The sequence below is a fragment of the Streptomyces mobaraensis genome (assembly GCF_020099395.1).
In the GTDB taxonomy this organism is placed as follows: domain Bacteria; phylum Actinomycetota; class Actinomycetes; order Streptomycetales; family Streptomycetaceae; genus Streptomyces.
In genome coordinates this window covers 611709-637389 of the sequence record NZ_CP083590.1, presented here as the reverse complement: position 1 = coordinate 637389, position 25681 = coordinate 611709, and the positions used below count along the sequence as shown (strand labels likewise).

The following is a 25681-nucleotide window of genomic DNA, read 5'->3' as shown; positions in this document are numbered from 1 at the left end:
GTGTCAGCCGGTGACGGCGGGGCGGCGGCCGGGGAACCCGGCGCCCAGCAGCCGCAGCAGCGGGGTGGCCTTGACGGCGGTCTCCTCGAACTCGGCGGCGGGGTCCGACAGTGCCACGATCGCCCCGCCGACGCCGTACGACACCCGGCCGGGGGCGGCGACGGCCGTGCGGATGACGATGCTGAGGTCGGCGGCGCCGGAGAGGGACAGGTAGCCGATGGCACCGGAGTACACGCCGCGCGGCCCGGCCTCCAGTTCGTCGATGAGGCGCATGGTGCGGATCTTCGGCGCCCCGGTCATCGAGCCGCCGGGGAACGCGGCCCGGACGCAGTCCACCGCCGAGCGGCCGGGGCGCAGCCGGGCCCGGACGGTGGAGACGAGCTGGTGCACGGTGGCGTAGGTCTCGACGGCGAACAGCTCGGGCACGTGGACCGAGCCGACCTCCGCGCACCGGCCGAGGTCGTTGCGGACCAGGTCGACGATCATCAGGTTCTCCGCCCGGTCCTTCTCGCTGGTGCGCAGGTCCTCGCGGAGCAGCGCGTCCTCGGCGGAGGTGCCACCGCGCGGCCGGGTGCCCTTGATGGGCTTGGACTCCATCAGTCCGCTCGCGGAGACCCGGAGGAAGCGTTCCGGGGAGGTGCTGAGCACCGCGAGGGAGTCCAGGAGCAGCAGGGCGCCGAAGGGCGCGGGGCTGGTGCGGCGCAGGAAGCGGTAGGCGTCCCAGGGGACGAGAGTGCCGTCGGCGCACAGCATGTTCGTCAGGCACACCTCGTAGGTCTCGCCGCGGCCGATCGCGTCCTGGCAGGTGTCGATGGCGGCGAGGTAGGCGTCGCGGTCGTGCCGCAGCCGTGGCGCGGAGAGACGGCGCTGCGGCGCGGGGGCGGGGTCGGGGCGGCGGCCGGCGAGGCGCGCCAGTTCGGCCCGGGTGCGGTCCAGCCAGGCGCGGGCCGGGCGTTCGTCGCCGGGCGCGGCGAGGGCGAGGAGGTGGGTGGTCGACGTCAGGTGGTCGAAGACCACGGCCCGGTCCGCGTAGATCATGACCGCGTCGGGCTCGGGGGAGCGGTGGGCGCGGTCGCCGCCGCACTCGGCCTTGAGCTCGTACCCCAGGTAGCCGACCCACCCCAGCGTGAACTCGAACGGCAGGTCCGGCACGTCGACGTGACGGGCGGCCAGGTCGCGGTCGAGCCAGTCGAAGAACGGGCCGCCGACGATCTCCACCCCGTTCGCGGAAGTCACGGTGACGGTGCCGTGCCAGACGTCGGCCGAGACCACGCGGGCCAGCGGCCCCTCGGCGTCGCCCATGGCGGAGAACCGGCCGAGGGAGGCGTCCGTGGCGCTGCTGTCCAGCCAGAAGGCGTGCCGGGAGCGGCGGAAGAGGCGGTCGAAGACCACCTCGTCGGCCACGCGAGTCGGTATTCGCTCGGCGAGCACGCGCCAGCGGGGGCCGTCGGCGGACGTACCGGGGGCCTTCGCGGGCCGGGGTGCCGGGTCCGGGGTGGTGAGCGCGGGCCGGGGCGCCGGGTCGGGGGTGGTGAGCGCGCGCCGGAGCGCCGGGCGCGGACGGCCCGTCCGCCAGTGCCAGTCCGCGGTCAGGTCGCGGAAGTTGCGCAGCAGCAGGTGGCCGTGCTCGGTGCACACCGACTCGGGGTGGAACTGCACGCCCCACAGCGGCCGGTCCCGGTGGCGGACGCCCATCAGCACGCCGTCCGGCGTCGTCGCGAGGGCCTCCAGCTCCGGTGGGAGGTCGGTGACGGCCAGGGAGTGGTAGCGGACGGCGTCGAAGGGGGACGGCAGCCCGGCGAACACGTCCGTCCCGCCGTGCAGGACGGGTGACACCCGGCCGTGGCGGACCTCGGGGGCCCGGCGGACGGTGGCTCCGGCCAGGTGGCAGATTCCCTGGTGGCCGAGGCAGACGCCGAGGAGGGGCAGCCGGCCGTGCTCGACGATCTCCCGGCAGATGCCGAAGTCGCCGGGGCGCTCCGGGGTTCCCGGGCCCGGGGAGATCACCACGTTGTCGAATTCCCGCAGTTCCCCGGCCGACGGGCAGGGGTCGTCATTGCGGAGCACCACCGGCTCCGTGCCGTTCACTTCGGCCAGGTAGTGGAAGAGGTTGTAGGTGAACGAGTCGTAGTTGTCGACGAGTAGCGTACGCACCGTTGTTTCCCCCGTAATTCCGGCGGGCCGCGGCGGGCGCCCTCCGGTGAATGCGCGGCGCGCAGCCCCGCCCCTCGCGCTCCACGGATTCCCGCGGTTTTTCCCGGCATTCGTGCTTTCCGGGTGGCCGGCGGTTTCCATGGCGGCGAAAAGGAGCGCGCGGGCCGCTGCCGCCGCGATGATGATCGCGTGTGGAAAGTGTGCAGGTTCAGCGCTCCGCGGCGCGCGGCGCGAACGGGCCGGGGCGGCGCGGCCGGCCGCCGGCCCGGGCCGCGGCCCGGACATCCCTCATGGCAGTCCCCCCGTGGGCCGCTGCTCGGGCGGGCTCCGCACCACGCGCCCTCGGATCCTCAGCAGCCTGTCAAATGACAGGATGTGGGTGCCAATGACCCCATGTCAAGTGCGTTCCGGATGCCTTATCCGCATTTCTTTTCGAAAGCATCCGGCCGGGAAGTTGATCGTTTTAGGGGACGTGCGGTGCCGGTGGCGAAAGGCGTGCGTTCGGGTAAGGCGTACGCAGTCGAACAGCCTTGACGCCGTGCGGGAGCTCCTGCTCTGCTGAAGGCGGCCGGCTCGCGCGGACCGGCTTTTGTGGCACTTTCTGATGCCACATCAGACGAACGGGGGAGCGCCGCCGATGGAGGCCGGAATCAATTTCTTCCCGGATGTACACCACCGCGACAAGGCGGCGGACCGGTATTTCGCCGAGTGTCTGGAGCTGGTGGAGCTCGCGGACGGACTCGGCTACCACCACATACGCATCGTGGAGCACTACTTCCACCAGTACGGCGGCTACTCCCCGAACCCGATCGTGTTCCTCGCCGCCGCCGCGGCCCGCAGCCGTAACCTGAGGCTGATCACCGGCGCGGTGCTGCCGGCGTTCAACCACCCACTGAAACTGGCCGGGGAGATCGGAATGCTCGACGCCATCTCCGGAGGACGGCTGGAGGTGGGCTTCGCCCGGGCGTTCCTCCCGCACGAGTTCCAGCGGTTCGGGGTGGAGATGGACACCAGCCGGGCCCGCTTCGACGAGGGCGTGGACGCGGTGCGGCGGCTGCTGACCGAGGAGGACACCGCGTTCGACGGGCGCTTCCACTCCTTCCCGCCCACCACCTCCCTCCCCAGGCCGACCCAGCGGCCGCACCCGCCGTTCTGGGTGGCCGCCCTCTCCAGCGAACAGAGCTTCCGGCGGGCCGGCGAACTCGGCTGCGGCGTCATGGCCAACCCGCTGGCCGCCGACACCCTGCGGAAGTACCTGGAGATCTACCGCACGGCGTGGCAGGACGCCGGACACCCCGGGCGCGGCCGGGTGATGCTCGCCTTCCACATGCACTGCGCCCCCGACCGGCGGACCGCCGAGGCCCGCGCCGAGGAGCCGGTCAACGCCTATCTGCGCAGCCTGACGGCCGCCGCCTCGGACTGGACCAGCGGGGCGTCGAGCGCCGACTACCCCGGCTACCGGCAGATGATCGAGAAGCTGGCGGCCGACGACTTCCACTCCGTCCGCGCCCGCTCGGCGGCCCTCGTGGGCACACCGGACGACGTCGTGGAGCAACTGTGGGAGGTCCACGACCGCTGCGGCGGCTTCGAAGTCGCCAGCCTCCAGGTCAACTTCTCCACCCTGGACCCCGTCCTCGCCGCGGAATCGGTCGCCCTGTTCGGCGAGCGGGCGCTGCCCCGGCTCCGGGCGGAGCGCGGGCCCGGCCCGCGGGCGGCGTGATGCCGGAGCGCCCCGCACCGCGCGCGTCCCTGGACGCACCCCGCGCCGCCTCCCCGGTCACCGACTACCGGAACTCGCTGCGCCGCAGCCGCGAGAGCCGCGACCGCCCCGACCGGCCGGCGGAGTTCCCGCTCGCGGGCCGCGACTGGACGCTGCTCGACGACGTCTTCCCGCCCGTCTACTCGCCGTCCACCGGCACGTTCCTCGACCTCCTCGCCCTCCTCGGCCCCCGGGGCTTCCCGCGCGGCGGATCGTTGCTGGAGATCGGCTGCGGCGCCGGGGTCATCGCCGTCAGCGCCGCCCTCGCCGGCTGCGCGCACGTGGTCGCGACGGACGTCAACCCGCACGCCGTCCGCAACACCGCGCTCAACGCGGCCCGGCACGGGGTGGCCGGGCGGGTGCGGTGCCGGGAGAGCGACATGTTCGCCGCGCTCGCCCCGGACGAGACCTTCGACCTTGTCTTCTGGCACGCGAACTTCGTCCTCGCCCCCGAGGACCCCGAGGACCTGCCCCGGTTGAGCCTCCACGACCTCGCCTACGTCGACCCCGGCTACCGAACCCACCGGGCGTTCCTGCGGGAGGCCACGGACCGGGTACGCCCCGGGGGCAGCGCGCTCCTGGGGTTCGGCAGCAGGGGCGACGCGGAGGCACTGCGCCGGCTGGCCGGCGAGGCGGGCGTCACCCTGACGGCCGTGGCCGCGCGGGAGGTACGGGAGCGGGACGACGTGGTGGAGTACCGGCTGCTGCGGCTGGACCGGAGCGAACCGGCGACGGGGGGAGCGGCCGGGTGAGCGGACCGGAGCGGGAGCCGCGCGCCGGCGGGGGCGCGGTGCTCGCGGTGTGCGTCCTGCTGGTCGGGGAGTTCCTGGCCATCTTCGACGTCTCCGTCGTCAATGTGCTGCTGCCCGTCGTCCAACGGGAGCTGGGCGCGGGCGACGCGCAGACGTACCTGGTCGTCGCCTGCTACGGCATGGCGTACGCCAGCCTGCTGGTGACCGGCGGCCGGCTGGGCGACCGGTACGGGATCCGGCCCCTCTTCCTCATCGGTACGGGCCTGTTCGGCCTCGCCTCCGTCGGCTGCGGCCTGGCCCCCTCGATCGGGGTGCTGGTCGCGGCGCGGGCGGCCCAGGGCGTCGGGGCGGCGCTGCTGTTCCCCCAGGTCCTCGCCGGCATCCAGACCGTCCTGCCGCCCGCCCGCCGGGGGGCGGCGGTCGGGGCGTTCGGCGCGGTCCTGGGCGCGGGCTCGACGCTCGGCCAGCTCGGCGGCGGACTGCTGACCCGGCTCGACCTCGCCGGCAGCGGCTGGCGGTCGGCGTTCCTGGTGAACGTGCCGGTCTGCGCGGCCGTGCTCGTCGCCGGCCGCGCGCTCCTGCCCGGCCGCCCGCCGCGGACCGGCACCGGGCGTCCCGACCTGCCGGGGGCCGCGCTGCTGGCCGTCACCGTGGCCGCGGCGGTGCTCCCCTGGTCGCTGCCGGGCGGTGGACCGGGCCGTACCGCCCTCGCGCTCCTGGTGGTGGCCGTCGCGGGCACCGCCTTCGTCCGCTGGGAGCGCCGCCTCACCCGGGCCGGCGGCGCCCCGCTGCTGCACACCGCCCTGTTCCGGCGCTGGACGTTCGGTGTGGGGCTGGTGCTGTGCCTGGTGTTCTTCGGGACGCAGGTGCCGTTCTATGTGGTGCTGTCGCAGGCGGCCCAGGACGGCGCCGGACTGAGCCCCCTGGCGTCGGCCGGGCTGTACGCGGGGCTGGGCACGGCGTTCCTCGCGGCCTCGGTCGCCGCGGGCCGGGCGGACCCGCGCCGGGCGGTCCTGCTGACCACCTGCGGCCCGGCCCTGATGGCCGTCGGCTACCTGGGCCTGTCCACCCTGCGGGCCGACCAGCTCCACCCCGCCGACGTACCGGCCACGGTGTTCCTGGTCCTCAACGGCCTGGGCGCGGGCGCCGTCGCGCCCACCCTGATCCGCTTCGTCCTCACCGGCGTCGACGCCCCCCTCTCCGGCGTCGCCTCCGGACTCCTCGCCACCGCGCAGCAGATCGCCAACTCCGTGGGCGTGATGATCGCCGGCGCCCTCTTCCGCGCCACCCGCGGCCCCGACGTCCTCTCCGGCTTCCACGGCGCGCTCTGGTACTTCACGGCGCTGGCGGCCGTGACGGTGGCGCTGGCCGTCGTGGTGGCGCGGGGACAGGAGGGCGAGCGGGCGCGGCGCGAGGCGGTGGAGACGGCGGAGGCGGGGTAGTGGGGCGGCCGGAGGGGTGAGGTGGTGGCGCCGGGCGGCAGCCGGGACAGCGCCCCCCTCGGGATCCGTGCGCCGTGACGGCGGGCCGGGCCGCCGGCGGTGTGCCGCCGGGGCGTCGGCGTCACGCGCTCCCGAGTGGGGGAGACGGGCGGGGAGTCGAGCGGGCCCTGAGGGCCGGCCGGTTTCCCGGTGGGATGTCGGTGGTGGTCGGGCCTCGCACCCTTGACCCCGGCCCGTCAGGGGGCGCGGCCGCGCGAGGAGGGGGAACGGCCCGGCGGCCGACGCCCCTTCGGTCATCCGCCGCGTGCCCCCGCCCCAGCGAAAACCATTCGACGCCCCCCACGACGTGAGCGAGCATCAGAAGCATGCTCCGGCCCGTCCCTCGCGTGAAGGCGCCCGCTCCCGCGGGCGCACTCAGGGCCGGCCTGTCCGGTGACCCGGTTCCCGCGCCCATGCCCTCCGGCATGCCCGTGCCTCCCGGCGCCCCCGTCGGCACTCCCGTCCCGACGCGACGCTGACCCTTCCCGGATCGTCCCCGGCGGCCCCGTACGGGGAGGGTCGGCCAGGCCGCGGGGCCCACGACGATCCAGTCCGGCGCAGCACCGGAGAACCGGAGTCCGCAGCATGTCCCAGCAGGCGTCCACCCGTACCAAGCCGCACCTCAACATCGGCACCATCGGCCACTTCGGCCACGGCAAGACCACCCTCACCGCGGCGATCGCCAAGGTGCTCGGGGCCCGGGGCGGAGCCCCCCACCCCCACTCCGTACCCAAGCAGCGTGAACCCCTGGAGAGCGAATTCCTGGAGTACGAGACCGACTTCCGGCACTACGCGCACACCGACCTGCCCGGCCGCGCCGACCGCGTCACCCGGGTGATCGCGGGACTGAGCCGGCTCGACGGGGCCGTCCTGGTCGTCTCGGCGGTCGACGGCGTCGGGCCGCAGACCGCCGAACACGTCCTGCTGGCGCGGGGGATGGGCGTCGAGCACCTCGTCGTGGCGCTGAGCAAGGCCGACGCCGCCCAGCCGGAGCTGACGGAGCTCGTCGAACTCCGGGTCCGCGAGCTGCTCTCCGCGCACGGCTACCCGGGCGAACTCACGCCCGTCGTCCGGGTCTCCGCCCTGGGCGCCCTGGCCGGTGACCCGCGCGCGACCGCCGGCATCGAGGCGCTGCTCGACGCCGTCGACACCTGCCTCCCCGACCCGCCACGGCGCGACGACGCGCCCTTCCTGCTGCCGGTGGAACGGACGCTGATCCTGCGCGGGGCCGGCGCCGCCGTCACCGGCACCGTCGAACGCGGCAGCGTGCGCCTCCGGGACCTGGTCGAGGTGCCGGAGGCGCTGGAACCCACGGTCGTGACCGGCCTGGAGAGCTTCGGCCGCCCGCTGGGGACCGCCCGGGCCGGCGACCGGGTCGCCCTGCTGCTCCGAGGGGCGCAGGGGCGCGAAGTCCGGCGCGGGGACGTGGTGGTCACGCCGGGCAGTGTCACCGTCCGCCAGCGCTTCACGGCGCGCCTGCGGATGCTCACCCCGGCGGAGGGCGGCCGCCGCACGCCCCTCACCACCGGCTGCCGCGCCACGTTCCACTTCCGCACAGCCGCCCTGACCGGCCGGCTCGACCTCGGCCCGCGCGGCCTCGCCCGCCCGGGCGAGACGGCCGGCCTGACCGCCGCCCTCGACCGCCGGACCCCGCTCGAACCCGGACTCGCCTTCGCCCTCCGCGAGGGCGGCCGCACCGTCGGCACGGGCACGGTGACCGCCGTGGCGGAGTGACCGGCCCACGGCGCCCGGCAGAATGGGGCATGTGGATGAACGGATACCGGTGACCCGGGACGTGGCCGGCGGCACCGCCAAACTGCTGCCCGATGTCGACCGCGAGCGCGCCTGGCTGCTGACGGTCGACGGCGCGCCCCAGTCGTACGTCGACCTCGGGGACCCCGCGCACCTGGAGTTCGAGTACGCGCGGCGGATCGGGCACGTCCTCGACACCGCCGCCGAGCCGGGCCGTCCGCTCGACGTCCTGCACCTCGGCGGCGGTGCCCTCACCCTGCCGCGCTACACCGCGGCCACCCGGCCCGGCTCCCGGCAGGAGGTGGTGGAGGCCGACCGGGGGATCGTCGAGCTCGTCGCCGAACACCTGCCGTTGCCGGCCGGATCGGGCGTCACCGTCCGCGCCGAGGACGCCCGGGCCGCCCTGGAGGACGCCCCGGACGCCTCGGCGGACGTGATCGTCGCCGACGTCTTCGGCGGCTCGCGGGTGCCCGCGCACCTCACCTCCGTCGAGTACGCCCGCTCGGCCGCCCGGGTGCTCCGCCCCGGCGGCCGGTACGCCGCCAACCTGGCCGACGGGGCGCCGTTCGACTTCCTGCGGTCCCAGGTGGCGACGTTCGCGGCGGTCTTCCCCCGGCTGTGCCTGATCGCGGAGGCGTCGGTGCTGCGCGGCCGGCGGTTCGGCAACGCGATCCTCGTCGCCTCCGCCGCGGAGCTGCCGCTGGACGCCCTGGCCCGGCGGGCCGCCGCGGACGCCTTCCCGGCGCGGGTCATCCACGGGGACGCCCTGGTCCGCTTCACGGCGGGGGCGGCCCTGGTGGGCGACCGGGACGCGGTCGGCTCGCCGGAGCCGCCGGGCGGGGCGTTCGGGATCGGGTGAGGGTCCCGGCCCTGAGCGTCAGGACAGGGACAACGGCCGCAGCGAGCTCATGATCTTCTTGATGGTGTCGTCCGGCAGCTCGTCCTTGACGCCCTTGGCGGAGTACAGCACCCAGGTCACCAGGTCGTTCTCCTTGTTCTTGAACGTCAGGGTGAACGCCTTGCCGTCCGTCGCGCAGGCGTCGGACTTCGCGACCCCGGTGACCGTGGCCGACGAGGTGTAGCCGCTGACGCCGTGGTCACTGGTGAAGGGCTTGGCCTTGGTGCCCGCGAAGCGGCCGGTCTTCTTCTGGTCGAAGGCGGCCCAGACCCAGCTCAGGGCCTCGGTCTCGGCGGCGTCGGCCTCGCTCTTCGCGCCCTGCGCCCCCTTGGTCCCGGCGCCGCCCAGGCTGTTGTTGGCCTTGCACGCGCCGTCCTTGTAGCTGGCGACGGAGCTCATGCTGATGACCGACTTGCCCTTGTCGTCCAGGAAGCCGGACGACATCCCGGGCTCGACCTTCCAGTCCGCCGGGACGTCGAAGACCGCCAGCCGCTTGGTGCTGATGACGGGCTTCCAGCCGGCGATCACCGGCTTGACCCCGTCGTCGTCCCCGCGGCCGCCGCCCGACGGGTCCGGAGTGGACGAGCCGCCGGGGGACGCGCTCGGCGAGGCGGAGGCGGACGCCGAGGCCGGCGGCTTGGGGTCGTCCTGCGCGGAGGTCTTCTCGCCGTCGTCCTTCAGGACGACGAAACCGGTGACCACCGCGGCCGCCACCACGGCCAGGGCGGCCGTGACCGCGATGACGGTGGTGCGCCGGCCGCCGCCGCTTCCGCCTGACGGCGGCATCGGGGGGCCCGGCGGGGCCTGGGGTGGCTGAGGCGCCTGAAGGGTCGGAGGTGTCTGCCACTGCGGCCCGCCGGGCTGCCCGGCTCCGGCGCCGGCCGGCTGGGCGTAGGGGTTCTGCTCGGGGGAGCCCGGCCCCGGCCGCTGGTACGGATTGGGTTGCTGGTACCCCGGCTGCTGGTACGGGTTCGGCTGCTGCGGGTTCTGCTCGCCCCCGTTGGCGGGCTGCTGTCCTGGCCACATGGCCGACAACGATAAGGGGCCGAGGTGACAGGGATGGCCGCCGGCCCTTTCCGCCCGCCACTACCGGCTGGTAACTTCGCCGCATGTCTGACACGACCCAGCCCTCGATCGGCGATCTGCTCTCGGCCACCGTCCCCATGGTCCGCACCCTCAACCTCGTCTACGAGGTGACGACCCCCGAGCGCGCGGTGCTGCGCCTGCCGGACCAGCCGGAGTACCGGAACCACGTGGGCGGTCCGCACGCCGGCGCCATGTTCACCCTGGCCGAGTCGGCGAGCGGTGCGATCGTCCTGGCGGCGTTCGGCGACCACCTGTCGCGGATGACGCCGCTGCCCGTCCGGGCCGAGGTCGCCTACAAGAAGATCGCCCGGGGCGAGGTCACCGCCACCGCCGTGCTCGGCCGGCCGGCGGACGAGGTGCTCGCCGAACTGGACTCCGGCGGGCGCCCGGAGTTCCCGGTGCGGATCTCCCTCACCCGCGAGGAGGACGGAGCGGAAACGGGCGAGATGTCCGTTGTGTGGACGCTGCGTCCGAACAAATAGCCGTCCCCCTCAACCGCTCGCCCCGGAGTTGAGTCCTTACCTCCAGTAGGCTTCCGGCGTGCGCCGTCTCGGCGCACGCCGGGAACAGGTCGTCAACCGGGGAGGAACCGGCGTTGCACATCCAGGAGTGGCTCGAATCCGTACCGGCGGTCGCCGTCTACCTGCTGGTGGGCGGGGTCATCGGGCTGGAGAGCCTGGGCATCCCGCTCCCCGGCGAGGTCGTCCTCGTGAGCGCCACGCTGATGGCCGCCACCCAGGACCACATCAATCCCTACATCCTCGGCGCCTGCGCCGTCGCCGGCGCCATCATCGGCGACTCGATCGGCTACCTGATCGGCCGCAAGGGCGGCAAGCCGCTGCTCGAATGGCTCGGCCGCAAGTTCCCCAAGCACTTCGGCCCGCACCACGTCGCCACCGCCGAGCGGTCCTTCGAGAAGTGGGGCATGTGGGCCGTCTTCGTCGGCCGCTTCATCGCCCTGCTGCGCATCTTCGCCGGCCCGCTCGCCGGCGTGCTGCACATGCCGTACTGGAAGTTCCTCATCGCCAACGTCCTCGGCGGCATCGTCTGGGCCGGCGGTACCGTCGCCCTCATCTACACGGTGGGCAAGGCCGCCGAGGAGTGGATCGGCAAGTTCGCCTGGCTGGGCCTGCTGGCCGCCGTGCTCTTCGGGGTGGGCTCCTTCGTCGTCATGCGGATCAAGGCGAAGAAGGCCAAGGCCGAGAGCGAGGCCGAACCGGCCGCCGAGCGGCCGGAGGCGGTTCCGGCGGGCGACTGACCCGCCCCCTCCCGTCACTCCTGTGATCTCCACCCCATCCGGCCCCGGCGCGTTCACGCGCCGGGGCCGTCGGTCTACCGTGCCGGGAACGACGGCGTCTCCCTGATGAGGGTGAACGACTCCCTGACGAGGGCGAAGAGGAGCGGACCATGACGACGGAACGGGCGCTGATCACCGGTGTGGGCGGCAAGGAGCCGGCGGTCGACCCGGCGGCGTTCACCGCCCCCACCTCCGTCGTCCTCGGCGACGTCACCCTCGCCCCCGGCTCCGGCGTCTGGTACCACGCCGTCCTGCGCGCCGACTGCGGCCCGATCACCCTGGGCGCCGACAGCAACATCCAGGACAACTGCACCGTCCACGTGGACCCCGGCTTCCCCGTCACCATCGGCGAGCGCGTGACCGTCGGGCACAACGCCGTCCTGCACGGCTGCACCGTCGAGGACGACGTCCTGATCGGCATGGGCGCCACCGTCCTCAACGGCGCCCACATCGGCGCCGGCTCCCTGGTCGCCGCCCAGGCCCTCGTTCCCCAGGGGATGCGCGTCCCCCCGGGCTCCCTGGTCGCCGGCGTCCCGGCGAAGGTCCGCCGCGAACTGACCGCGGAGGAACGCGAACACGTCCGCGTCAACGCCGCCCTCTACGTGGAACTGGCGAAGACCCACCGCGAGGCCCTGGGCGGCTGACGGCCTCGCGGGAGCCGCCGACGCGCCGCCGGTGGGGGCAAGATCACAGGGCGGGGCCCGGCCGGTGCGGGGCGGGCTGAGTACGGTGGGCGGGTGCCGAAGTATCGAAACACGTTCTCGTCCGGCGCCGCTTCGGCCTTCGGGGCCTGGCGGCGCCGTGCCGTCTCACGGGCGGTCCACCGGGGCTGGCGCTGGGTGCAGGACCGCGGTGCGGTGACGGCCGAGCGCCCGGGGCCGTACCGCTTCCGGCGGATCGGGGCGCACACGCGTCTCGCGTTCCCCCTGGGCACCGTGTTCGGGGAGCGGTGGATCGAGATCGGGGACCACTGCGTCATCGGCGAACAGGTCACGCTGACCGTCGGCATGGTGCCCGGCATGGACCTCGGGCCCGATCCGCTGCTGCGGCTGGGCAACGGGGTGGTGCTCGGCCGGGGCAGCCATGTGATCGCCTCGTGCGAGGTGACCGTCGGGGACGACGTGTTCTGCGGCCCGTACGTCTATGTGACGAGCGACAACCACTCGTACGAGGACCCCACGCAGCCCATAGGCCGGCAGTGGCCGCGCAGCGCGCCCGTCGTGATCGGCTCCGGCAGCTGGCTGGGCGCGGGGGCGGTGATCCTGCCCGGGGCGCGGCTCGGACGGAACGTCGTGGTGGCGGCCGGGGCGGTGGTCCGGGGCGAGGTCCCGGACCACGCGGTGGTCGCCGGCGTGCCGGCCAGGGTCGTCCGGCGGTGGGACGAGGAACGGGGCTGGACGCCGCCGATGCGGCCCGTGCCGGAGCGCGGGGCGCCGGACGCGTGAGGGCGCTCGCCGGCGAGGCCCCCGGCGCGCGTCGGCAGCTCGCCCCCTCAGCCCGTCGCGAGCAACACCGTGCCGACCAGCGCCAGTCCCGCGCCCGACGCCTGCACCGAACGCAGCCGCTCGTTGAGCACGCCGCGCGCGGTCAGGGCCGTCACCACCGGATAGAGCGACGCGAGGACGGCCGCGACGGTGACCGGGCCGCTGTGAGCCGCCAGGTTGTAGGTGCCGTTGGCGGCCACGTCGGCCAGTCCGACGAAGGCCAGCGCGGGCAGGGCGGGCAGCAGGGCGCTCCGGCCGCCCTCCGGGAGCACCGCGCCGCCGCGCCGCGCGGAGACGAGCAGGGTGCCGCCGCCGACGAGCACATTGCACAGCCGCTGTACGAACAGCGCGAGGAACAGGCCGGTCAGGGTGTGGGACGCCTCGGCGATCAGGGCCATCACCGTGCCGAAGCCGAACGCCGCGACGAGCGTCAGCAGCAGCGTCTGCCGCCGTACCGCGCCGCCGCCCGGACCGCTCGCGAGGACCACGCCGGCCACCGCGACCACGATGCCCGCGACCTGGAGCACGCCGGGCCGTTCGCCGGCCGCGAGGCCGACGCCGAGCGGCACGAGCACGCCGCCGAGCGCGGCGACCGGGGCGACGACGCCCATCGGGCCCTGCGCCAGCGCCCGGTAGAAGAAGAGCATGGCCACCGGGCCGATCACCCCCGCGCCCACCGCGAACCACAGCCGCGGTCCGGCCTCCGACCAGCCGCCGGTGGCGACGACGATCGTGCCCAGCGCGGTCAGGGCCAGTATCTGCGAGACCACGACCACCGTCAGAGCCGGGATACGGCGGGTCAGGAGGCCGCCGCCGAAGTCGGCCAGCCCCCACAGGAGGCTGGTGGCCAGGGCGAAGATCGGTGTCATGGGGTGAACCTCGCAGTGCAGTACAGTGAATGACGCGAACGGGCACACTGTAGTTCACTGCACTGAACCGCGTCATCGAAGATATTGGATGGAACGTGACGGACCTCGACCAGCTCACGCAGTCGCTCGCCCGGAACCTCAAACACTGGCGCGCCGAACGGAACTTCACCCTCGACGCCCTCGCCGCCCGCTCCGGCGTGAGCCGCGGCATGATCATCCAGATCGAACAGGCGCGGACCAACCCCAGCGTCGGCACCACCGTCAAGCTCGCCGACGCCCTCGGCATCAGCATCACCACGCTGCTCGACTACGAACACGGCCCGCGCGTCCGGCTCGTCCCGGAGGGCGAGGCCGTACAGATGTGGTCCACCGGGGCCGGCAGCCACACGTCCCTGCTGATCGGCGCCGAGAGCCCCGGGCCGCTGGAGATGTGGGACTGGCGGGTCGAACCCGGCGACGAGAGCGCCTCCGACCCGCACCCCGCCGGCACCGTCGAACTGCTCCGCGTGACCGCCGGGGTGCTCACGCTCGTCGTCGACGGGGAGCAGCACACCGTCCCCGCCGGAACGGCGGCGGCGTTCGAGGCCGACGTCCGGCACACGTACCGCAACGACGGTACGGAGCCCGTCACGATGACGATGGTGGTGGCGGTGCCGCCGGTGGCCCGGAAGGATGCGCACCGGGACCCCGCCCGCCGTGCCGGCGACGGCTGTTAACGTGCCCGGCATGATCACCCAACGGACCCCCATGGACGCGTTCGACGACGTCCGGCCCGCGCCCGAGCGGCTGGACCTGCTGGTACCGCCCGTCGCCGCCGCCCTCCGCGCCTGGCCCGGCCCCGGCACCGCCGACCAGGTGCTGCACGTGGACACGGCACCCGAAGTAGCCGACACGGCCGTGCTGGTGGAGCACTACGGACCCTGGCTGATGGAGCAGTCCGCCAACTGCGTCGTCGTCGCGGCCAAACGCGGCGGGGCCAGCAGCCTGGCCGCCTGCGTCGTCCTCGGCCACACGCGCGTCGACGTCAACGGCACCGTCCGGCGGCACCTCGGGGCGCGCAAGGCGTCCTTCGCGCCCATGGACGCCGCCCTGGAGGCCACGGGCATGGAGTACGGCGGCATCACGCCGATCGGACTGCCCGCCGACTGGCCGCTGTTGATCGACGCGGCGGTCGTCGCGTCCCCGTACGTCCTCATCGGCAGCGGCAGCCGGCGCGGCAAGCTCATCGCCCCCGGGGCCGCCCTCGCCGGACTCCCGGGGGCGACGGTGCTGGAGGGGCTGGCGGTGGCGGCCGGCTGAGCCGCTCTCCGTGCCGCTCTCAGTGACCGGAACGGGGGACGGGCGGGCGCGAGACGTCGAGGGAGAGCGCCGTCGAGTGCTCGGCGAACCCCAGGGAGCGGTACAGCCGTTCGGCGTCCTCCGTCGCGTGCAGGTCCACGCGCGTGACGCCCTGCGCGGCGAACCAGCCGAGCAGCGCCTCCGTCGTCGCCCGCCCGAACCCGCGCCCCCGGTACCGGTCGTCCGTACAGACGGAGAAGACGAACCCGAACCGCCCGGTGGGATGCCCGGGCGCCGGCAGCCGCTGCTCGACCGTCCCGACGGCGCACGCGGCGAGGTGCGGCGCGCCGCCTGTGCCGTCGACCGGATCCCCGTCCACGACGAACGCCCCCAGCCGCGGCGACGGGACCGACAACCGCTCCCGCACGATCCCCTCGGCAGTGGCCTCCCACGCGCCGGGGGAGTCCCGCCCGTCCATGGCGGCGAACATCAGGCGGCGCAGCCGCACTATCTCGGCCGCGTCCTCGGGACGGGCGGCCCGTGTCGTCTGGATCATGGAACGACGTTAGCGGAGGCCCTCGCCCGCGGACAGCCGGGGAATCTCGATCGCCGGAGGGCGGTGGGTTAACTCCCTAGGTGCCCTCTGCTGTGCGAAGACGTCGCGCACGGCAGAGGCTGAGAAACATGAGACGCGAAGACTCGGGGGCTCTCAAGGCCCTGGGCTTCTCCGAGGACGAACTGGCCGCCCTGGGGTTGGACCGCCCTGCTGAGGGCGCTCCGGCCGACCTCGTCGACGTATACATCCGCCGTTCCAAGAAGCGGGAAGATCTGGCCACGCTCCGGGCCCACCTGCGGGACGTGGTGCGCTGGGCCCGGTCCGAAGGGCTGGGCATCCGGCATGTGTGGTTCGAGCAGCGCAGCGCAAGCAAGGCGCACGTCCGCCGGGACGAGTTCGAGAAGGCGAAGGAAGCGGTTCTGGCGGGCCTCTCCAAAACGCTCGCCGTTGGAAGACGGACCGGCTCGACCGGCGGGGCATGGGCGCGGTCGGCTCCCTCCTGGACGAGCTGGAGAAACGGCGCGCCCGCCTTGTCTCGGTGATCGAGTCATTGGACTCCAGCAAGGGAGGGCGCATGATCTTCGCGTTCCTCTCCGAGAGGGCCCGGGACGAAGCGAAGGACATCGCGCTGCGTGTCCAGACAGGGCTGGACGAGCACCGCATCATCGGGCGCGCTCCGGGCGGCAGGCCCCCTTACGGCGTGATGCACCTTGGTGACGGCAAGGTCGGTCCGAATCCGGACGAGTACCCGACCGCCCGGCGGATCGCCGAGGCGCTGTTGCGGGGCGAGGCGAGTACGAGGATCGCTCACGTTCTGACCGCAGACGGGGCGACCACCCGTACAGGTCGGCACTGGTCCGCGAACGCGATCTCCCGCATGGCCCAGTCACCGCTGTGGGCGGGCCTGGTGCCACACCGCGAACGGCACACGGACGAGTACGGGAATCCAATCGACAAGTGGGGCTGGAAGGCGGACCCGTTGATCGGAGCCGACGGGCACCCTGTCCACTGCGGCACGGGCGTGGTCTCCCTCGGCGAGAGGTACGCGATCCGCGCGCAGTTCGCGTCCCGGACAGTGCGAGGCATCAAGGGAAGCCACGGAGCCAAGCAGCCCGGCAAGATGCTGACCGGCATCATGCTGTGCCCGCACTGCAAGGTGGGCTTGGTCTCGGGCGGCGAGTCGTACCGCTGTCGGACGCGCATGGAAGGCGGTGCGGCGGCATGCGCCGGGGTACGCACGAAGGCCGGCCGAGTGGACGAGGCGGTATCCGGGGTCTGGGTCGCCCGGGTGTCGGCCATGGAACACGACGATCCGGTCCTGCACGAGATCGCCCGACGATGGCTGGAATACCAGGATCCGGAGCGGGGCGCGCGACGGCGAGAGGTCTCCGCCGCTCTGGACGATGCCGAGCGGCGGTCGTCGGAACTGGACGATGCGTACTACGTGCATGGGCGCATGAAGCCCGCGCGATACGAGCAACTCTCGGCGGCCCTCAACGACCAGATCAGCGCCATGCGCGCCGAGCTGGCGGAACTGCACCGCCAGACGGACCTCGGTCCGCTGCTGGACGGCGAACTGCTGGCCGAGATGTTCGACGGCGCGACTCTCGTCGACAAGCGCATGTTGCTGCGATGCGCACTCAACAGCGTGACGCTCAAGCCCTCGAAGGGGCAGGGGGACAAGACACCGATCCACGATCGGCTGGTCTTCGATTGGGTCGAGACGCCGACTCAGGGGCTCACCGCGGCCGCCTGAGACTGCGGCCGAACGCGCTGCCGCTGATTCCCGCTCGTGTACCCCACCCGAACTTAATCAGTACAGAAGGCCCCGCCTTTAGTCCGCGCCCTCGTTTCTTGGGCGGCAAGAGACAAGGCGGGGTCTTTCTTTTGGTCGGGCGACTGCCTTCTGACATATCGAGAGGAACCCCGCATGTACGACCCCGTCAAGGCTCGCGCACGACGGATCAAGCTGGGGCTGACCGTTCCACAGCTCGCTGCTCGTATGGGCGTCGACAGTGCCCGTGTCTACCGCTGGGAGAACGGTGAGCGTCTCCCTTCCCTCACATCCTTCGTGACCCTGGCGCACGCCCTCCGTATCCCCTTCGAATCCCTTCTGTGCAACGCGGACGACGAGAGCCGCCCCGCTTTGATTACTGCCGAGATCCGCCGGGCCGAGCTGCCTGGGGAGCGCGAAACGATCAGGTTCGCTAGGGATGTTGCGATCGAGATCGTGACTGATCGAGTCCGCGCTGGCATGACGAACAACCACTGAAAGAGCCTTATCACTTGAGTGTGACTGACGGCGGCAACAAGATTGCCGTGACCGATAAGATCGCTGCCGTTGCACTGGCGGGACTCCGTGCGGAAATCATCCTCCCCGCTCTGGTGTACCGCGATGTTGAACGCGATTTTGTAGCCGGTGTGGGCCACATCGTAAATGTGCGCAAGCCGTCGAAGTTCACGGCCAGCAACAGGGCCCGGGGTGTTGACCTGGTGCCGGAGAACCTGGACGAGAAGGTCGTCCCGGTGAAGATCGACACCCATGCGACGCACGGCGTGAACGTCGACACCCAGGACTCCACTCTCAACATCGAGCCTTACATGGCTTAGGTCACCATCCCGCAGGCCCAGGCCATCGCGGACTCCGTGGAGGAGCGGGTCGCCCGTGAGCTGAACACCGTCATCAATGCGGGCGGCAAGACCACAGTGGACGCGGAGGGCAAGGTGATCCCGGCGGCGGTGGAGCACCGCTCATGTGCACTGGCGTGACACTTCTGTAGCGGAGAGGGGCCGCGCCTTTCAGTGGCTTCACTGCGCTTCGGGACGGGCGCACACCGTAAGCTCGTTGGCGGCCTGTGGCTGTCCGGTGACGTTCGGTGTCAGAAGGCAGCGGGAAATGCGCTGTGCGTACCTTCTTTCCTTATGTGTGTATAGGGGAAGAAGGAACGGACAGCACCCTTTTTGCTGGACTTGGTGTCCGGCGCGGCCCTGCGGGACGATTGCGCCGGCCGCTTCGCTGTTGTGCCAACCCGAACTGCATCAGGTTGCAGGACCGAGAGCGCCACGCGCGTGCGTGCGCAGAAGACGGAGCGACGCCCCGTAGCGCGGCCCTGCAACCCGCCCCGCCTGGCGCGGTCCCGTGGTGACTCTCCTCCCACGGTTCGACCCCGGGCGGGGCGCTGTACATGCTGTGCGGCGCGCTGTGCCGGCCTCCGCCGCGAGGTGAGGGTGTCAGACGAGGTGGGAACCAACTCCGCTGATGCCCCCGATACTTGTAACTGGGGTAAAGGTGTTGCCCAGGCCGTTCATCAACGAATCTCCGATGACGTGGAGAGCCTGGTTGGAAGACTCGTCGCGGTTCTGGCCGCCGCTGTCGCCCAGCCCGAGGATGCCCCCGGTGACGGTCGTCACGGGGTTTTCGTCCGCGTGAGCTGTGCCGGTGAAGGGCAGGACGGCCCCCGCGAGGGCGAGGGCGGCGAGTGTGCGCCTGACGTTGTTCATATGGTGTCAACGCCGATGGGCTGCCTGGGTTACGTGGGGCCCGCGGCGGTGCCTGGTGAGCGGCAACTGGTCCACCAGCACCCGCCGTGCCCAGCTCCCGCGTAACTGGCCGCAGCTACGCGCCGCCGTCCTCCTGCGGGACGCGCACCTGTGCCAGTGGGTCCGGTACGACACCGGTCTGCCGTGCTTCGAGGAGGCCACCGAGGTGGACCATCGCTTCGACCCACACGACCACCGGCCCGAGGCGCTGTGGTCGCTGTGCCACTGGCACCACGCTCGTAAGACGGCGCAGGAAGCGGCGGCCGGCCGGAAGCGGGCCCGCGAAGCCCGCGAGGTACCCCGCAGTCGCAGGCCCCACCCTGGGGCGCTGTAGGCCCAATGCGGTTGCCCTATGGGGGGTGCTGTTAACAAGCGGCGAACCAACCGTTGGGTGATAGCCGTGTTCCGTCGCGAATGTTCATCACTGGGCGGCGTCATGCCGATACGCTTCGCGCATGGCTGGTTGGAGTTACACAGATGCAGGCTTGGCGTCGGATCCGCTGCTGATCGAGAGCATCCGGGTCACTCCGGATCCTCCGATGCCGGGCACGTCTTTGAAGGCCACCGTCAAGGCGGCCGCCCAGGAGGAGATCGTTGATGGCGCCTACATCGACGTCGTGGTCAAGCTGGGCCTGGTCAAGCTGTCCACGAAGCGGTATGACCTGTTCGAGAAGCTGAGGGGGGACACGTCCGACTGGAGCCTGACTGCCGATCCGGCCCTCGGTGGAGAGCCCATCATGCCCGGCAACGTGGAGCTGACGTTCGGCATGGATCTTCCCAGGGAGACCCCGCAGGCCAAGTTCACCGTGAACGTCCGCGCCTATACCGTCGACGACGATGATCTGTTCAGCCTCGACTTCAAGTTCGACTTCATGAAGAAACCCTTCTGATCGCGGGCTGAGTGAGCGGTGCTCCCCATCACGGCTTGTACGTGACCGGGAGCACCGTTGTTGCAGGTGCCCTCATATGCCACTGGTCGGCACGCGCAGTACCTCCCGGGCGAACAGACCCAGGGCCAGGACAAAAGCAACTGCATTGGTGCCGTAGGCCCCCCTGGGTCTGCGCGAAACCCCCCCGGGTGCTTCCGGGAGAGGCCCCGGGCCGCAACCCCTCGGTGGGTACGTGGCCCGCGCGGAGCGCGTGGCCGGTGGGTGTGGAGGGGGGTGCCCGGTGCTGCCGTTGTGCTGTTCGTCGTGTTGTCGAACCGTGCAGTGCGCGAGCGTGCCCGGGTGTTGCCTGGGCCTGGTGCCCGTTGAGATGTGCCCTCGGTGGGCAGGGCCGATGTGCTGCCGCTCCTGCTGGTGCGGATCGTCGCGTTCGCCGCTGCTTCAACGTCGTTGCTCGCTTCTCATGCGCGAGCTGCGATGAGTCGACGTCGCGTCGTTGTGATCGTGACCAACCCAGGGGGTGGCTCCCCGATCATGATTCTCCCTGACCGGGGCGTGACAGCAGCTCGGTTTCTGTGCGATCCCGAGGCCGCCCCTTTTCCCTGGCTTCGGCCTTGCCGCCGCTGGGGAAACTGCACTTTTGCCTCGTACTGGACCCGTCGCTCGGGCACTCCCGACGAGGCACCCTTGACGCACGTCTGCCCGAGGGTGAAAGTCGCGGAAGGTTGTAGAACTCGCCACTCGTCTGAGGCAGTCATGGCGCTACGGTTCATCTCGAAGGACCCTGAGACGGATGGGGCGAACTGTCCCACGGTGTGGGTGGACGAGGAGTCACGGGAACTCGTGTTCCAAGGCCGGAAGGCCGACGAGAAGACGCAGGACGAGTGCCTGAAATCGGGCCCTATCCCTGACTACGAGGGGATCGTTCGGTTGCCGTTCAGCATCGTGGCCGCGATTCGGGAGGCATGTGATGTGGCGGAGCGCGCCGCCGTTCGATGAGCTGTTGGCCGGCTGCAAGCGGTCGGCGGTCCATCTTGAGATGCGGGACTTCTACGACGACCCTGACGAAGCCCCGCGCGTCGCGGCGTGGAGGGCCGGTCACCGGCATGACCCGGAGGACCGCGCGTCCTGGTGGCGGCCTTGGCTCGACATGGTGTCGGCCGCCGTGGACAGGGGCGTCGTGATCCGTCGTGCCCGGGTTGTCTCGGAGCCGGTGAGCGAGTACACCAAGTACCTGTACGACGGCACCTTCACCAATGTCACGGCAGGGGAGTCGATCCGTTGGCTCCCTCGCCGGAAGGCGTCGGACCTCGCGCTGCCGGGTAACGACTTCTGGGTTTTCGACGAGCGGTTGGTCCGCTTCGGATACTTCTCGGGCGAGGGCGCCTATCTCGACGACGAGGTGACCGACGAACCGAGCGTCGCGAAGCTCTGCACGGACGCCTTCGAAGCCGTGTGGGAGAGGGCGACACCCCACGAGGACTACCGGATCTGACGACCCCAGCGCGCATGCCCGTTTCTCCCTCTTCAAGCGTCGAGGCCGCACGCAAAGCCGTCGCCGACCGTCTGCGCGAGATCCGCCGGGATGCCGGGCTGTACGCCAGGGACGTCGCGGAGCGGACGGGGTGGTACGCGTCCAAGGTCTCGCGCCTTGAGAACGCGACCACCCCGCCCAGTGACGACGACATCCGCGCCTGGTGCCGGGCCTGCGGTGCGGAAGACCAAGCCGCGGACATCATCGCGGCATCACGGAACGCGAACAACGCCTACGTCGAATGGCGGCGCTTGCAGCGCACCGGGCTGCGCAGGCTCCAGGAGTCCTACGTCCCGCTCTTCGAGCGGACCCAGGTGTTCCGGATCTACTGTTCCAACGTCGTCCCCGGCCTGCTTCAGACGGAGGAGTACGCCCGCGCGTTGCTGTCGTCCATCACCGAGTTCCGCGAGACGCCGGACGACGTTTCCGCAGCCGTGGCCGCCCGTCTGGCGCGTTCCCACGTGATACGCGAGGGGAATCACCGCTTCGCGCTTCTCGTCGAGGAGGCGGTGCTGCGGCACCGCGTGGGCGACGCGGCGACGATGGCCGGGCAACTCGGCTACCTGCTGTCCGTGATGGCGTTCCCGTCCGTCTCGCTGGGAGTGATCCCCTTCTCCGCCGAGCGACGGATGTGGATGATCGAGACGTTCAGCGTGTACGACGAGGAGCAGGCCCAGGTCGAACTCCTGACGGCTCAGGTGAACGTCACCGCTCCATCCGAGGTGCGCCAGTACCTGAAGGCGTTCGGCGAGTACGCCCGGCTCGCCGTCCACGGGGCGGAGGCGCGGTCACTGATCACTGCTGCGATTGACGCGTTGGGGTGACCAGCGTGGAATTTCATAGAACTTCGTTGAGGCCGGGGCCCCGCCGCTCCTAGCGTCGCTCCACGAACAGGGCGACGCGTAAGCGGCGACGAGGGGTCGGCATGGTCACGCAGCACAGCAAGAGGGTCTCGGTGAAGCGGCGGCAGACGCGGGAAGAGCGGACCGCCGAGGCGTTCGCCTCCTTGCGGTCCGCTCTCGACCGGGCGGGGATCGTGATCCCGTCCCTCCGCCGAGACGCCGCCATGCCCGAGCTGACCCACCTCGGCAGGGTGAACCCGGAGACCGCGGAGCGCTTGGCCGCTGTGATCCTCGCCGGGTGCGAAGCGCCCGTAGGCGGAGTGGTTCGGTGAGCGCGCCCGAAGTGGGATCGCTTGTACTGGACATCAAGCGGGACCGTGTGGGCACGGTCATGGGGCAGCTCGCCGGGCGGATCTTCCTGAGACCGCCGCATGGCGGCAGGGAGTGGGAAGCGGCCCCGAGCGACGTTCGGCCCGCCGGCACCTTGGAGGAGCTGCGGGCGAAGGCGCAAGAGCTGAACGAGCGCCGACGGTGGCTGCCGTGAATGCCAGAACGACGTATCGCCATGTGATCCACAAGATCGTCGAACACCCCGACACCGACGTGACCCACGAGGCCGAGTGCCTGCACTGCGGCTGGTCCGCCACGCCGTCCATTGACTCCAAGGCCGTCGACCTGGCGTGCATGGAGCACACAGGCCGCAGCAACCACAGAGGCTTCCGCCGCATCCGGACCAGTTTTGAGATGGTCGTGCGCGCGGAGTGAAGTCCCACCCCGGTCGTGGCCGCGATCGGTCACGCCCGAGAGGGTCGGCAAGTGCAGCAACCTTCCCAAACAGGAGGAGACCGCACTATGAGCACAGCAGTCCGGACGCGGACCCGTGATCCGCGCCTCATCCTCAACCAGGTGGGGGAGCGCGTGCCCCAACTCGTCACGGACGTCGGTGTGCCCGACCTGTGGGAACGAGAGGTGCGGCTCCTGCTCCGCGACAGCGTCGCGGTGCGTAGTCTGGCGGAACGCGTCCTCGGCCAGGGCATCGCCTATCTGATCACCGCCATGGAGAACCCCGGCACCGACATGGGCGTCGGCTACACCGTGGACCTTGGTGTTCACCAGCTCATCCTCGACACCCCGCTGTACTTCGCCCTGTGCGAGGAGTACAACGGCGGCGTCTACAAGCACCACGCTCCCCTGATCGAGCGCCGCCGCGACGGCACCGTCATGCGCACGGCCGAGATCATCCGGCGCAACGGCTTCGCCGTCGACGAGGAACTGTGGTCGGTGGACGCCTCCGACTGCTCCCCGTGCGACGACAAGGTTCCCGACAGCCACTGATCCGGTACCAGAGTGCCTGCCCCTGCCCTCGCTCTCCGGAGGACAGGGGCAATGGCGCATCAACTCCCACCACCGAGGAAGCCAGTTGCCAGCACGACACGACATCGACGCAGAGCGCGAGCTGTGGGACATCTACGCTCGAAGCACCAAGGGGGACGTGTCCGACTCCGAGCCCGTTTTCCGCTGGACGCAGTACACCGACCACGGGCCGGGCCCCGAACTGCTCGGTACTCCGGAATCCGCCCTGGAGATCGGATGCGGCACGGGGCGTGCCCTGGCCTACCTCGCCCAGCAGGGCGTGAAGGCGACCGGGGTCGATCTGTCACCGGTCATGGTCGCGCAGACTACGGAACGCTGGGGACCGCTGGGAGCGCGGTTCGTCTGCGCCGAGGTACTGGAGCACCTGAGCGCGAGCCCGGGGACCTATGACGCCGTCTACTCGATTTTCGGAGCCGTCTGGTTCACCGACCCGGCCAAGCTGTTCCCCCTGATCGCCTCGCGGCTGAATCCCGGGGGCGTACTCGTCTTCTCCCAGCCGCCGGCCATCCCGGGCGCTTACGGCCCTCAGGGGATGTACAAGGGCGGGTTCGCCGGGAAGGCCATGTATACCTACCGGTACAGCCACACGCCCCGGAAGTGGCAGAACCTCGCACTGAACGCGGGCTTCGCGGAAGTCGACGCAAAGATCATTGAGGCGCCGAAGCCCGGCCACATCGGCACGCTGATCGTGCGGGCAGTGGCGAAGTGATCGCTGTCCAGCCTTGGGGCTCTCGCCGCAGCGCGCGGGCGGGCCGTCTGCTCACCTGCCCGGAGGCCCGCGCCTCCGGGCATCGGGCTAGCGATAACCTAGGGACTTAAGTTCAATCGCCGGACAGCGGTCCATGACCATGTCCAGCCCGGCTCCACGCGTCCGCTCGTACGCCTCCTCGTCGACGACACCGAGCTGGAACCAGACCGCCTTCGCGCCGACCGCCACGGCCTCGTCCGCGACGGTACCCGCGAGCTCCGACCGTACGAACACGTCCACGACGTCCACGGGAAACGGCACCTCGGCCAACGACGCGTATCCCTGCTCCCCACCCACGAACTCCGCCTTGGGGTGCACGGGCACCACGCGTTTGCCGTACTGGCGGAGCACTTCCGCCACGCCGTAGGCGGCGCGCCGCGTGTTGTTCGAAAGGCCGACCACCGCCCAGGTGTCGCCGGTCTCTTGGAGGATCTTCTTGATGGTGCCGGGGTCCGCGTACATGCCCCGGATAACGGTGGCGGGGGCGTGGACATTCCTGCCGGTGAGCCCGCAGGCAGGTACCGCGTCGTGCTCCGACAGCGGTACCGGGTGCTCCCTGAGGGGAGGACTCGCGTGACGGCTCAGTCCAACAGGTCGACATCCGGCGAAACGTCGAAGCGGTTGAAAATCATCCACGCCACCCGGATCTGCTTGCCGAGGCAGGGATCGTCGCACGGGATCGAGACCTTGAGGTCGCTGTCTCCCTCCTCCACCGCATGGGAAACAGCGACTTCGACCGTGGACCGCCCGACCAGCGGGTAGACGAACCAGCCGCTGTCGTCTCCCGAGGAAAGCCCGGATTCGAAGGCGTCCCAGTCCAAGTGACCGAAGTCGTACTCGACGATGTGTGACAGCGCGACAAGGAAGCCCTTGAGGTTTTCGCGCTTCAGCCATCCGTTCAGCTCTGTGGTCCCCATCCGGATCCAGTAGTGGGTCTGTCACGTCAAAGAAAGCTCAGCTCGACGTTCTTTTGCACGCAGACCTGCAGAACCGCGATGAGGTCGCGAGCATCAGCGATGTGCTCTCTGAGTTCAGGCTCCTGCGGTTCCGTTTCCGTCCACTCGGCCAGTACGGCCTCAAGTCGCGGCAGGAACGCCCGGCACTCATCGGGTGTGAGTGATCTCCCGTGATCGTCCGGGTGGTTGAGCAACGGTTCGAAGGCCGTGGCGATGTCATTCCATGACCGGTCCCCTCCGAATCCTTGCATCTCTTCGAGGCGGATCTGTTCGGCAAGGGCGAGCCGTCGACGAAACTGAGCGAACCCTCCGTATGAGAAGCACGCTTCCGGTCCGTCGACCTCCCCGTCGGCCGGAAACAGGCACAGCCCCATGGTGACTCCCTTCTTGCTGTGTTTCCTTGAGTAGTTGACTGCCTATCGGCTGGTCTGTGC

At 71.2% G+C, this 25681-nt stretch carries 33 protein-coding genes; 25 read left to right on the top strand and 8 right to left on the bottom strand.

The window, feature by feature from the left end:
- Nucleotides 1–3: 3 nt before the first annotated feature.
- On the bottom strand, nucleotides 4–2154 hold the full coding sequence (pabB, locus tag K7I03_RS02550; RefSeq protein WP_185942870.1) for an aminodeoxychorismate synthase component I: 2151 nt from the start codon (nucleotides 2152–2154) through the stop codon (nucleotides 4–6).
- 637 nt (nucleotides 2155–2791) lie between these two features.
- On the opposite strand from pabB, the gene K7I03_RS02545 reads away from it, so the two are divergent.
- From K7I03_RS02545 to K7I03_RS02525, 5 genes are all read left to right on the top strand, one after another.
- Nucleotides 2792–3874 (top strand): LLM class flavin-dependent oxidoreductase, encoded by a 1083-nt coding sequence (locus K7I03_RS02545; protein ID WP_185942871.1) that lies wholly within the window; start codon nucleotides 2792–2794, stop codon nucleotides 3872–3874.
- On the top strand, nucleotides 3874–4665 hold the full coding sequence (locus K7I03_RS02540) for a methyltransferase domain-containing protein (RefSeq protein WP_185942872.1): 792 nt from the start codon (nucleotides 3874–3876) through the stop codon (nucleotides 4663–4665). Before K7I03_RS02545 ends, K7I03_RS02540 begins: the two co-directional genes overlap by 1 nt.
- Nucleotides 4662–6107, top strand: a complete 1446-nt coding sequence (locus K7I03_RS02535) for an MFS transporter (RefSeq protein WP_185942873.1) — start codon at nucleotides 4662–4664, stop codon at nucleotides 6105–6107. Before K7I03_RS02540 ends, K7I03_RS02535 begins: the two co-directional genes overlap by 4 nt.
- 624 nt (nucleotides 6108–6731) lie before the next feature.
- Nucleotides 6732–7880: a GTP-binding protein gene (locus K7I03_RS02530; RefSeq protein ID WP_185942874.1), complete on the top strand. Its 1149-nt coding sequence runs from the start codon at nucleotides 6732–6734 to the stop codon at nucleotides 7878–7880.
- 31 nt (nucleotides 7881–7911) lie between these two features.
- Nucleotides 7912–8757: a spermidine synthase gene (locus K7I03_RS02525; protein ID WP_185942875.1), complete on the top strand. Its 846-nt coding sequence runs from the start codon at nucleotides 7912–7914 to the stop codon at nucleotides 8755–8757.
- A gap of 18 nt (nucleotides 8758–8775) precedes the next feature.
- Here the strand turns inward: K7I03_RS02525 and K7I03_RS02520 are convergent, their stop codons facing one another.
- Nucleotides 8776–9822 (bottom strand): hypothetical protein, encoded by a 1047-nt coding sequence (locus K7I03_RS02520; protein WP_185942876.1) that lies wholly within the window; start codon nucleotides 9820–9822, stop codon nucleotides 8776–8778.
- Between the two features lie 83 nt (nucleotides 9823–9905).
- Here K7I03_RS02520 and K7I03_RS02515 point away from each other — a divergent pair, with 83 nt between their 5' ends.
- From K7I03_RS02515 to K7I03_RS02500, 4 genes are all read left to right on the top strand, one after another.
- A complete protein-coding gene (locus K7I03_RS02515; protein ID WP_185942877.1) occupies nucleotides 9906–10364 on the top strand; it encodes a DUF4442 domain-containing protein in 459 nt (152 codons plus the stop codon).
- A gap of 113 nt (nucleotides 10365–10477) precedes the next feature.
- The gene (locus K7I03_RS02510) at nucleotides 10478–11140 is read left to right on the top strand and encodes a DedA family protein (protein WP_185942878.1); all 663 of its coding nucleotides are present in this window, start codon (nucleotides 10478–10480) and stop codon (nucleotides 11138–11140) included.
- A 149-nt stretch (nucleotides 11141–11289) separates the two neighbouring features.
- Nucleotides 11290–11823, top strand: a complete 534-nt coding sequence (locus tag K7I03_RS02505) for a gamma carbonic anhydrase family protein (RefSeq protein WP_185942879.1) — start codon at nucleotides 11290–11292, stop codon at nucleotides 11821–11823.
- A gap of 93 nt (nucleotides 11824–11916) precedes the next feature.
- Nucleotides 11917–12624 (top strand): acyltransferase, encoded by a 708-nt coding sequence (locus K7I03_RS02500; RefSeq protein ID WP_185942880.1) that lies wholly within the window; start codon nucleotides 11917–11919, stop codon nucleotides 12622–12624.
- Between the two features lie 47 nt (nucleotides 12625–12671).
- On the opposite strand, the gene K7I03_RS02495 is transcribed toward K7I03_RS02500, so the two are convergent.
- A complete protein-coding gene (locus K7I03_RS02495) occupies nucleotides 12672–13532 on the bottom strand; it encodes an EamA family transporter (RefSeq protein WP_185942881.1) in 861 nt (286 codons plus the stop codon).
- 95 nt (nucleotides 13533–13627) lie between these two features.
- Between K7I03_RS02495 and K7I03_RS02490 the strand changes: the two genes are divergently transcribed.
- Together K7I03_RS02490 and K7I03_RS02485 are read left to right on the top strand one after the other, a co-directional pair.
- Nucleotides 13628–14248, top strand: coding sequence for a helix-turn-helix domain-containing protein (locus K7I03_RS02490; RefSeq protein ID WP_185942882.1), 621 nt, complete (start codon nucleotides 13628–13630; stop codon nucleotides 14246–14248).
- 31 nt (nucleotides 14249–14279) lie between these two features.
- Complete coding sequence (locus K7I03_RS02485; protein ID WP_185942940.1) at nucleotides 14280–14831, top strand: YbaK/EbsC family protein; 552 nt, start codon at nucleotides 14280–14282, stop codon at nucleotides 14829–14831.
- A 19-nt stretch (nucleotides 14832–14850) separates the two neighbouring features.
- Here the strand turns inward: K7I03_RS02485 and K7I03_RS02480 are convergent, their stop codons facing one another.
- Nucleotides 14851–15366 carry a GNAT family N-acetyltransferase gene (locus tag K7I03_RS02480; protein WP_185942883.1) on the bottom strand — a complete coding sequence of 172 codons (516 nt, stop codon included), beginning with the start codon at nucleotides 15364–15366 and terminating at the stop codon, nucleotides 14851–14853.
- 128 nt (nucleotides 15367–15494) lie between these two features.
- Between K7I03_RS02480 and K7I03_RS02475 the strand changes: the two genes are divergently transcribed.
- The 5 genes from K7I03_RS02475 (at nucleotide 15495) to K7I03_RS33710 (ending at nucleotide 18135) form a co-directional block, all read left to right on the top strand.
- Nucleotides 15495–15908, top strand: a complete 414-nt coding sequence (locus K7I03_RS02475) for a recombinase family protein (protein WP_185942884.1) — start codon at nucleotides 15495–15497, stop codon at nucleotides 15906–15908.
- A 32-nt stretch (nucleotides 15909–15940) separates the two neighbouring features.
- Complete coding sequence (locus K7I03_RS02470; protein WP_221902968.1) at nucleotides 15941–17122, top strand: recombinase family protein; 1182 nt, start codon at nucleotides 15941–15943, stop codon at nucleotides 17120–17122.
- Nucleotides 17123–17296: 174 nt separating this feature from the next.
- Nucleotides 17297–17638 carry a helix-turn-helix domain-containing protein gene (locus K7I03_RS02465; RefSeq protein WP_185942886.1) on the top strand — a complete coding sequence of 114 codons (342 nt, stop codon included), beginning with the start codon at nucleotides 17297–17299 and terminating at the stop codon, nucleotides 17636–17638.
- A 20-nt stretch (nucleotides 17639–17658) separates the two neighbouring features.
- Complete coding sequence (locus tag K7I03_RS02460; protein WP_185942887.1) at nucleotides 17659–17976, top strand: hypothetical protein; 318 nt, start codon at nucleotides 17659–17661, stop codon at nucleotides 17974–17976.
- A gap of 36 nt (nucleotides 17977–18012) precedes the next feature.
- Nucleotides 18013–18135: a hypothetical protein gene (locus tag K7I03_RS33710; RefSeq protein ID WP_260630220.1), complete on the top strand. Its 123-nt coding sequence runs from the start codon at nucleotides 18013–18015 to the stop codon at nucleotides 18133–18135.
- Nucleotides 18136–18597: 462 nt separating this feature from the next.
- Here K7I03_RS33710 and K7I03_RS02455 read toward each other — a convergent pair whose 3' ends face one another.
- Complete coding sequence (locus K7I03_RS02455) at nucleotides 18598–18867, bottom strand: hypothetical protein (protein WP_185942888.1); 270 nt, start codon at nucleotides 18865–18867, stop codon at nucleotides 18598–18600.
- A 55-nt stretch (nucleotides 18868–18922) separates the two neighbouring features.
- Between K7I03_RS02455 and K7I03_RS02450 the strand changes: the two genes are divergently transcribed.
- From K7I03_RS02450 to K7I03_RS02405, 9 genes are all read left to right on the top strand, one after another.
- Nucleotides 18923–19240 (top strand): HNH endonuclease, encoded by a 318-nt coding sequence (locus tag K7I03_RS02450; protein WP_185942889.1) that lies wholly within the window; start codon nucleotides 18923–18925, stop codon nucleotides 19238–19240.
- Between the two features lie 121 nt (nucleotides 19241–19361).
- Nucleotides 19362–19796, top strand: coding sequence for an ML domain-containing protein (locus K7I03_RS02445; protein WP_185942890.1), 435 nt, complete (start codon nucleotides 19362–19364; stop codon nucleotides 19794–19796).
- Nucleotides 19797–20763: 967 nt separating this feature from the next.
- Complete coding sequence (locus tag K7I03_RS02435) at nucleotides 20764–21288, top strand: DUF6879 family protein (protein ID WP_185942891.1); 525 nt, start codon at nucleotides 20764–20766, stop codon at nucleotides 21286–21288.
- A gap of 14 nt (nucleotides 21289–21302) precedes the next feature.
- The gene (locus K7I03_RS02430; RefSeq protein ID WP_185942892.1) at nucleotides 21303–22151 is read left to right on the top strand and encodes a helix-turn-helix domain-containing protein; all 849 of its coding nucleotides are present in this window, start codon (nucleotides 21303–21305) and stop codon (nucleotides 22149–22151) included.
- A gap of 101 nt (nucleotides 22152–22252) precedes the next feature.
- Nucleotides 22253–22501, top strand: coding sequence for a hypothetical protein (locus K7I03_RS02425; protein WP_185942893.1), 249 nt, complete (start codon nucleotides 22253–22255; stop codon nucleotides 22499–22501).
- A gap of 11 nt (nucleotides 22502–22512) precedes the next feature.
- Nucleotides 22513–22713, top strand: coding sequence for a hypothetical protein (locus tag K7I03_RS02420; protein WP_224346827.1), 201 nt, complete (start codon nucleotides 22513–22515; stop codon nucleotides 22711–22713).
- Nucleotides 22710–22934 (top strand): DUF7848 domain-containing protein, encoded by a 225-nt coding sequence (locus K7I03_RS02415; protein WP_185942895.1) that lies wholly within the window; start codon nucleotides 22710–22712, stop codon nucleotides 22932–22934. The genes K7I03_RS02420 and K7I03_RS02415 overlap by 4 nt, the downstream gene beginning before the upstream one ends.
- A gap of 87 nt (nucleotides 22935–23021) precedes the next feature.
- A complete protein-coding gene (locus K7I03_RS02410; protein WP_185942896.1) occupies nucleotides 23022–23504 on the top strand; it encodes a hypothetical protein in 483 nt (160 codons plus the stop codon).
- A gap of 85 nt (nucleotides 23505–23589) precedes the next feature.
- Nucleotides 23590–24252 (top strand): class I SAM-dependent methyltransferase, encoded by a 663-nt coding sequence (locus K7I03_RS02405; RefSeq protein ID WP_185942897.1) that lies wholly within the window; start codon nucleotides 23590–23592, stop codon nucleotides 24250–24252.
- A gap of 87 nt (nucleotides 24253–24339) precedes the next feature.
- Here the strand turns inward: K7I03_RS02405 and K7I03_RS02400 are convergent, their stop codons facing one another.
- The 3 genes from K7I03_RS02400 to K7I03_RS02390 form a co-directional block, all read right to left on the bottom strand.
- Nucleotides 24340–24753, bottom strand: coding sequence for a CoA-binding protein (locus K7I03_RS02400; protein WP_185942898.1), 414 nt, complete (start codon nucleotides 24751–24753; stop codon nucleotides 24340–24342).
- A gap of 119 nt (nucleotides 24754–24872) precedes the next feature.
- Nucleotides 24873–25208, bottom strand: coding sequence for a hypothetical protein (locus K7I03_RS02395; protein WP_185942899.1), 336 nt, complete (start codon nucleotides 25206–25208; stop codon nucleotides 24873–24875).
- Between the two features lie 26 nt (nucleotides 25209–25234).
- Nucleotides 25235–25621, bottom strand: a complete 387-nt coding sequence (locus tag K7I03_RS02390) for a hypothetical protein (protein ID WP_185942900.1) — start codon at nucleotides 25619–25621, stop codon at nucleotides 25235–25237.
- Between the last annotated feature and the right edge of the window lie 60 nt (nucleotides 25622–25681).

Bases quoted from the DNA above. Each gene is read 5' to 3' on its own strand.
- K7I03_RS02545 (WP_185942871.1), top strand. From the start codon at position 2,792: ATGGAGGCCGGAATCAATTTCTTCCCGGATGTACACCACCGCGACAAG.
- K7I03_RS02540 (WP_185942872.1), top strand. From the start codon at position 3,874: ATGCCGGAGCGCCCCGCACCGCGCGCGTCCCTGGACGCACCCCGCGCC.
- K7I03_RS02530 (WP_185942874.1), top strand. From the start codon at position 6,732: ATGTCCCAGCAGGCGTCCACCCGTACCAAGCCGCACCTCAACATCGGC.
- K7I03_RS02520 (WP_185942876.1), bottom strand. From the start codon at position 9,822: ATGTGGCCAGGACAGCAGCCCGCCAACGGGGGCGAGCAGAACCCGCAG.
- K7I03_RS02515 (WP_185942877.1), top strand. From the start codon at position 9,906: ATGTCTGACACGACCCAGCCCTCGATCGGCGATCTGCTCTCGGCCACC.
- K7I03_RS02505 (WP_185942879.1), top strand. From the start codon at position 11,290: ATGACGACGGAACGGGCGCTGATCACCGGTGTGGGCGGCAAGGAGCCG.
- K7I03_RS02495 (WP_185942881.1), bottom strand. From the start codon at position 13,532: ATGACACCGATCTTCGCCCTGGCCACCAGCCTCCTGTGGGGGCTGGCC.
- K7I03_RS02485 (WP_185942940.1), top strand. From the start codon at position 14,280: ATGGACGCGTTCGACGACGTCCGGCCCGCGCCCGAGCGGCTGGACCTG.
- K7I03_RS02480 (WP_185942883.1), bottom strand. From the start codon at position 15,366: ATGATCCAGACGACACGGGCCGCCCGTCCCGAGGACGCGGCCGAGATA.
- K7I03_RS02475 (WP_185942884.1), top strand. From the start codon at position 15,495: ATGAGACGCGAAGACTCGGGGGCTCTCAAGGCCCTGGGCTTCTCCGAG.
- K7I03_RS02470 (WP_221902968.1), top strand. From the start codon at position 15,941: ATGATCTTCGCGTTCCTCTCCGAGAGGGCCCGGGACGAAGCGAAGGAC.
- K7I03_RS02465 (WP_185942886.1), top strand. From the start codon at position 17,297: ATGTACGACCCCGTCAAGGCTCGCGCACGACGGATCAAGCTGGGGCTG.
- K7I03_RS02455 (WP_185942888.1), bottom strand. From the start codon at position 18,867: ATGAACAACGTCAGGCGCACACTCGCCGCCCTCGCCCTCGCGGGGGCC.
- K7I03_RS02445 (WP_185942890.1), top strand. From the start codon at position 19,362: ATGGCTGGTTGGAGTTACACAGATGCAGGCTTGGCGTCGGATCCGCTG.
- K7I03_RS02435 (WP_185942891.1), top strand. From the start codon at position 20,764: ATGTGGCGGAGCGCGCCGCCGTTCGATGAGCTGTTGGCCGGCTGCAAG.
- K7I03_RS02430 (WP_185942892.1), top strand. From the start codon at position 21,303: ATGCCCGTTTCTCCCTCTTCAAGCGTCGAGGCCGCACGCAAAGCCGTC.
- K7I03_RS02425 (WP_185942893.1), top strand. From the start codon at position 22,253: ATGGTCACGCAGCACAGCAAGAGGGTCTCGGTGAAGCGGCGGCAGACG.
- K7I03_RS02410 (WP_185942896.1), top strand. From the start codon at position 23,022: ATGAGCACAGCAGTCCGGACGCGGACCCGTGATCCGCGCCTCATCCTC.
- K7I03_RS02400 (WP_185942898.1), bottom strand. From the start codon at position 24,753: ATGTACGCGGACCCCGGCACCATCAAGAAGATCCTCCAAGAGACCGGC.
- K7I03_RS02395 (WP_185942899.1), bottom strand. From the start codon at position 25,208: ATGGGGACCACAGAGCTGAACGGATGGCTGAAGCGCGAAAACCTCAAG.
- K7I03_RS02390 (WP_185942900.1), bottom strand. From the start codon at position 25,621: ATGGGGCTGTGCCTGTTTCCGGCCGACGGGGAGGTCGACGGACCGGAA.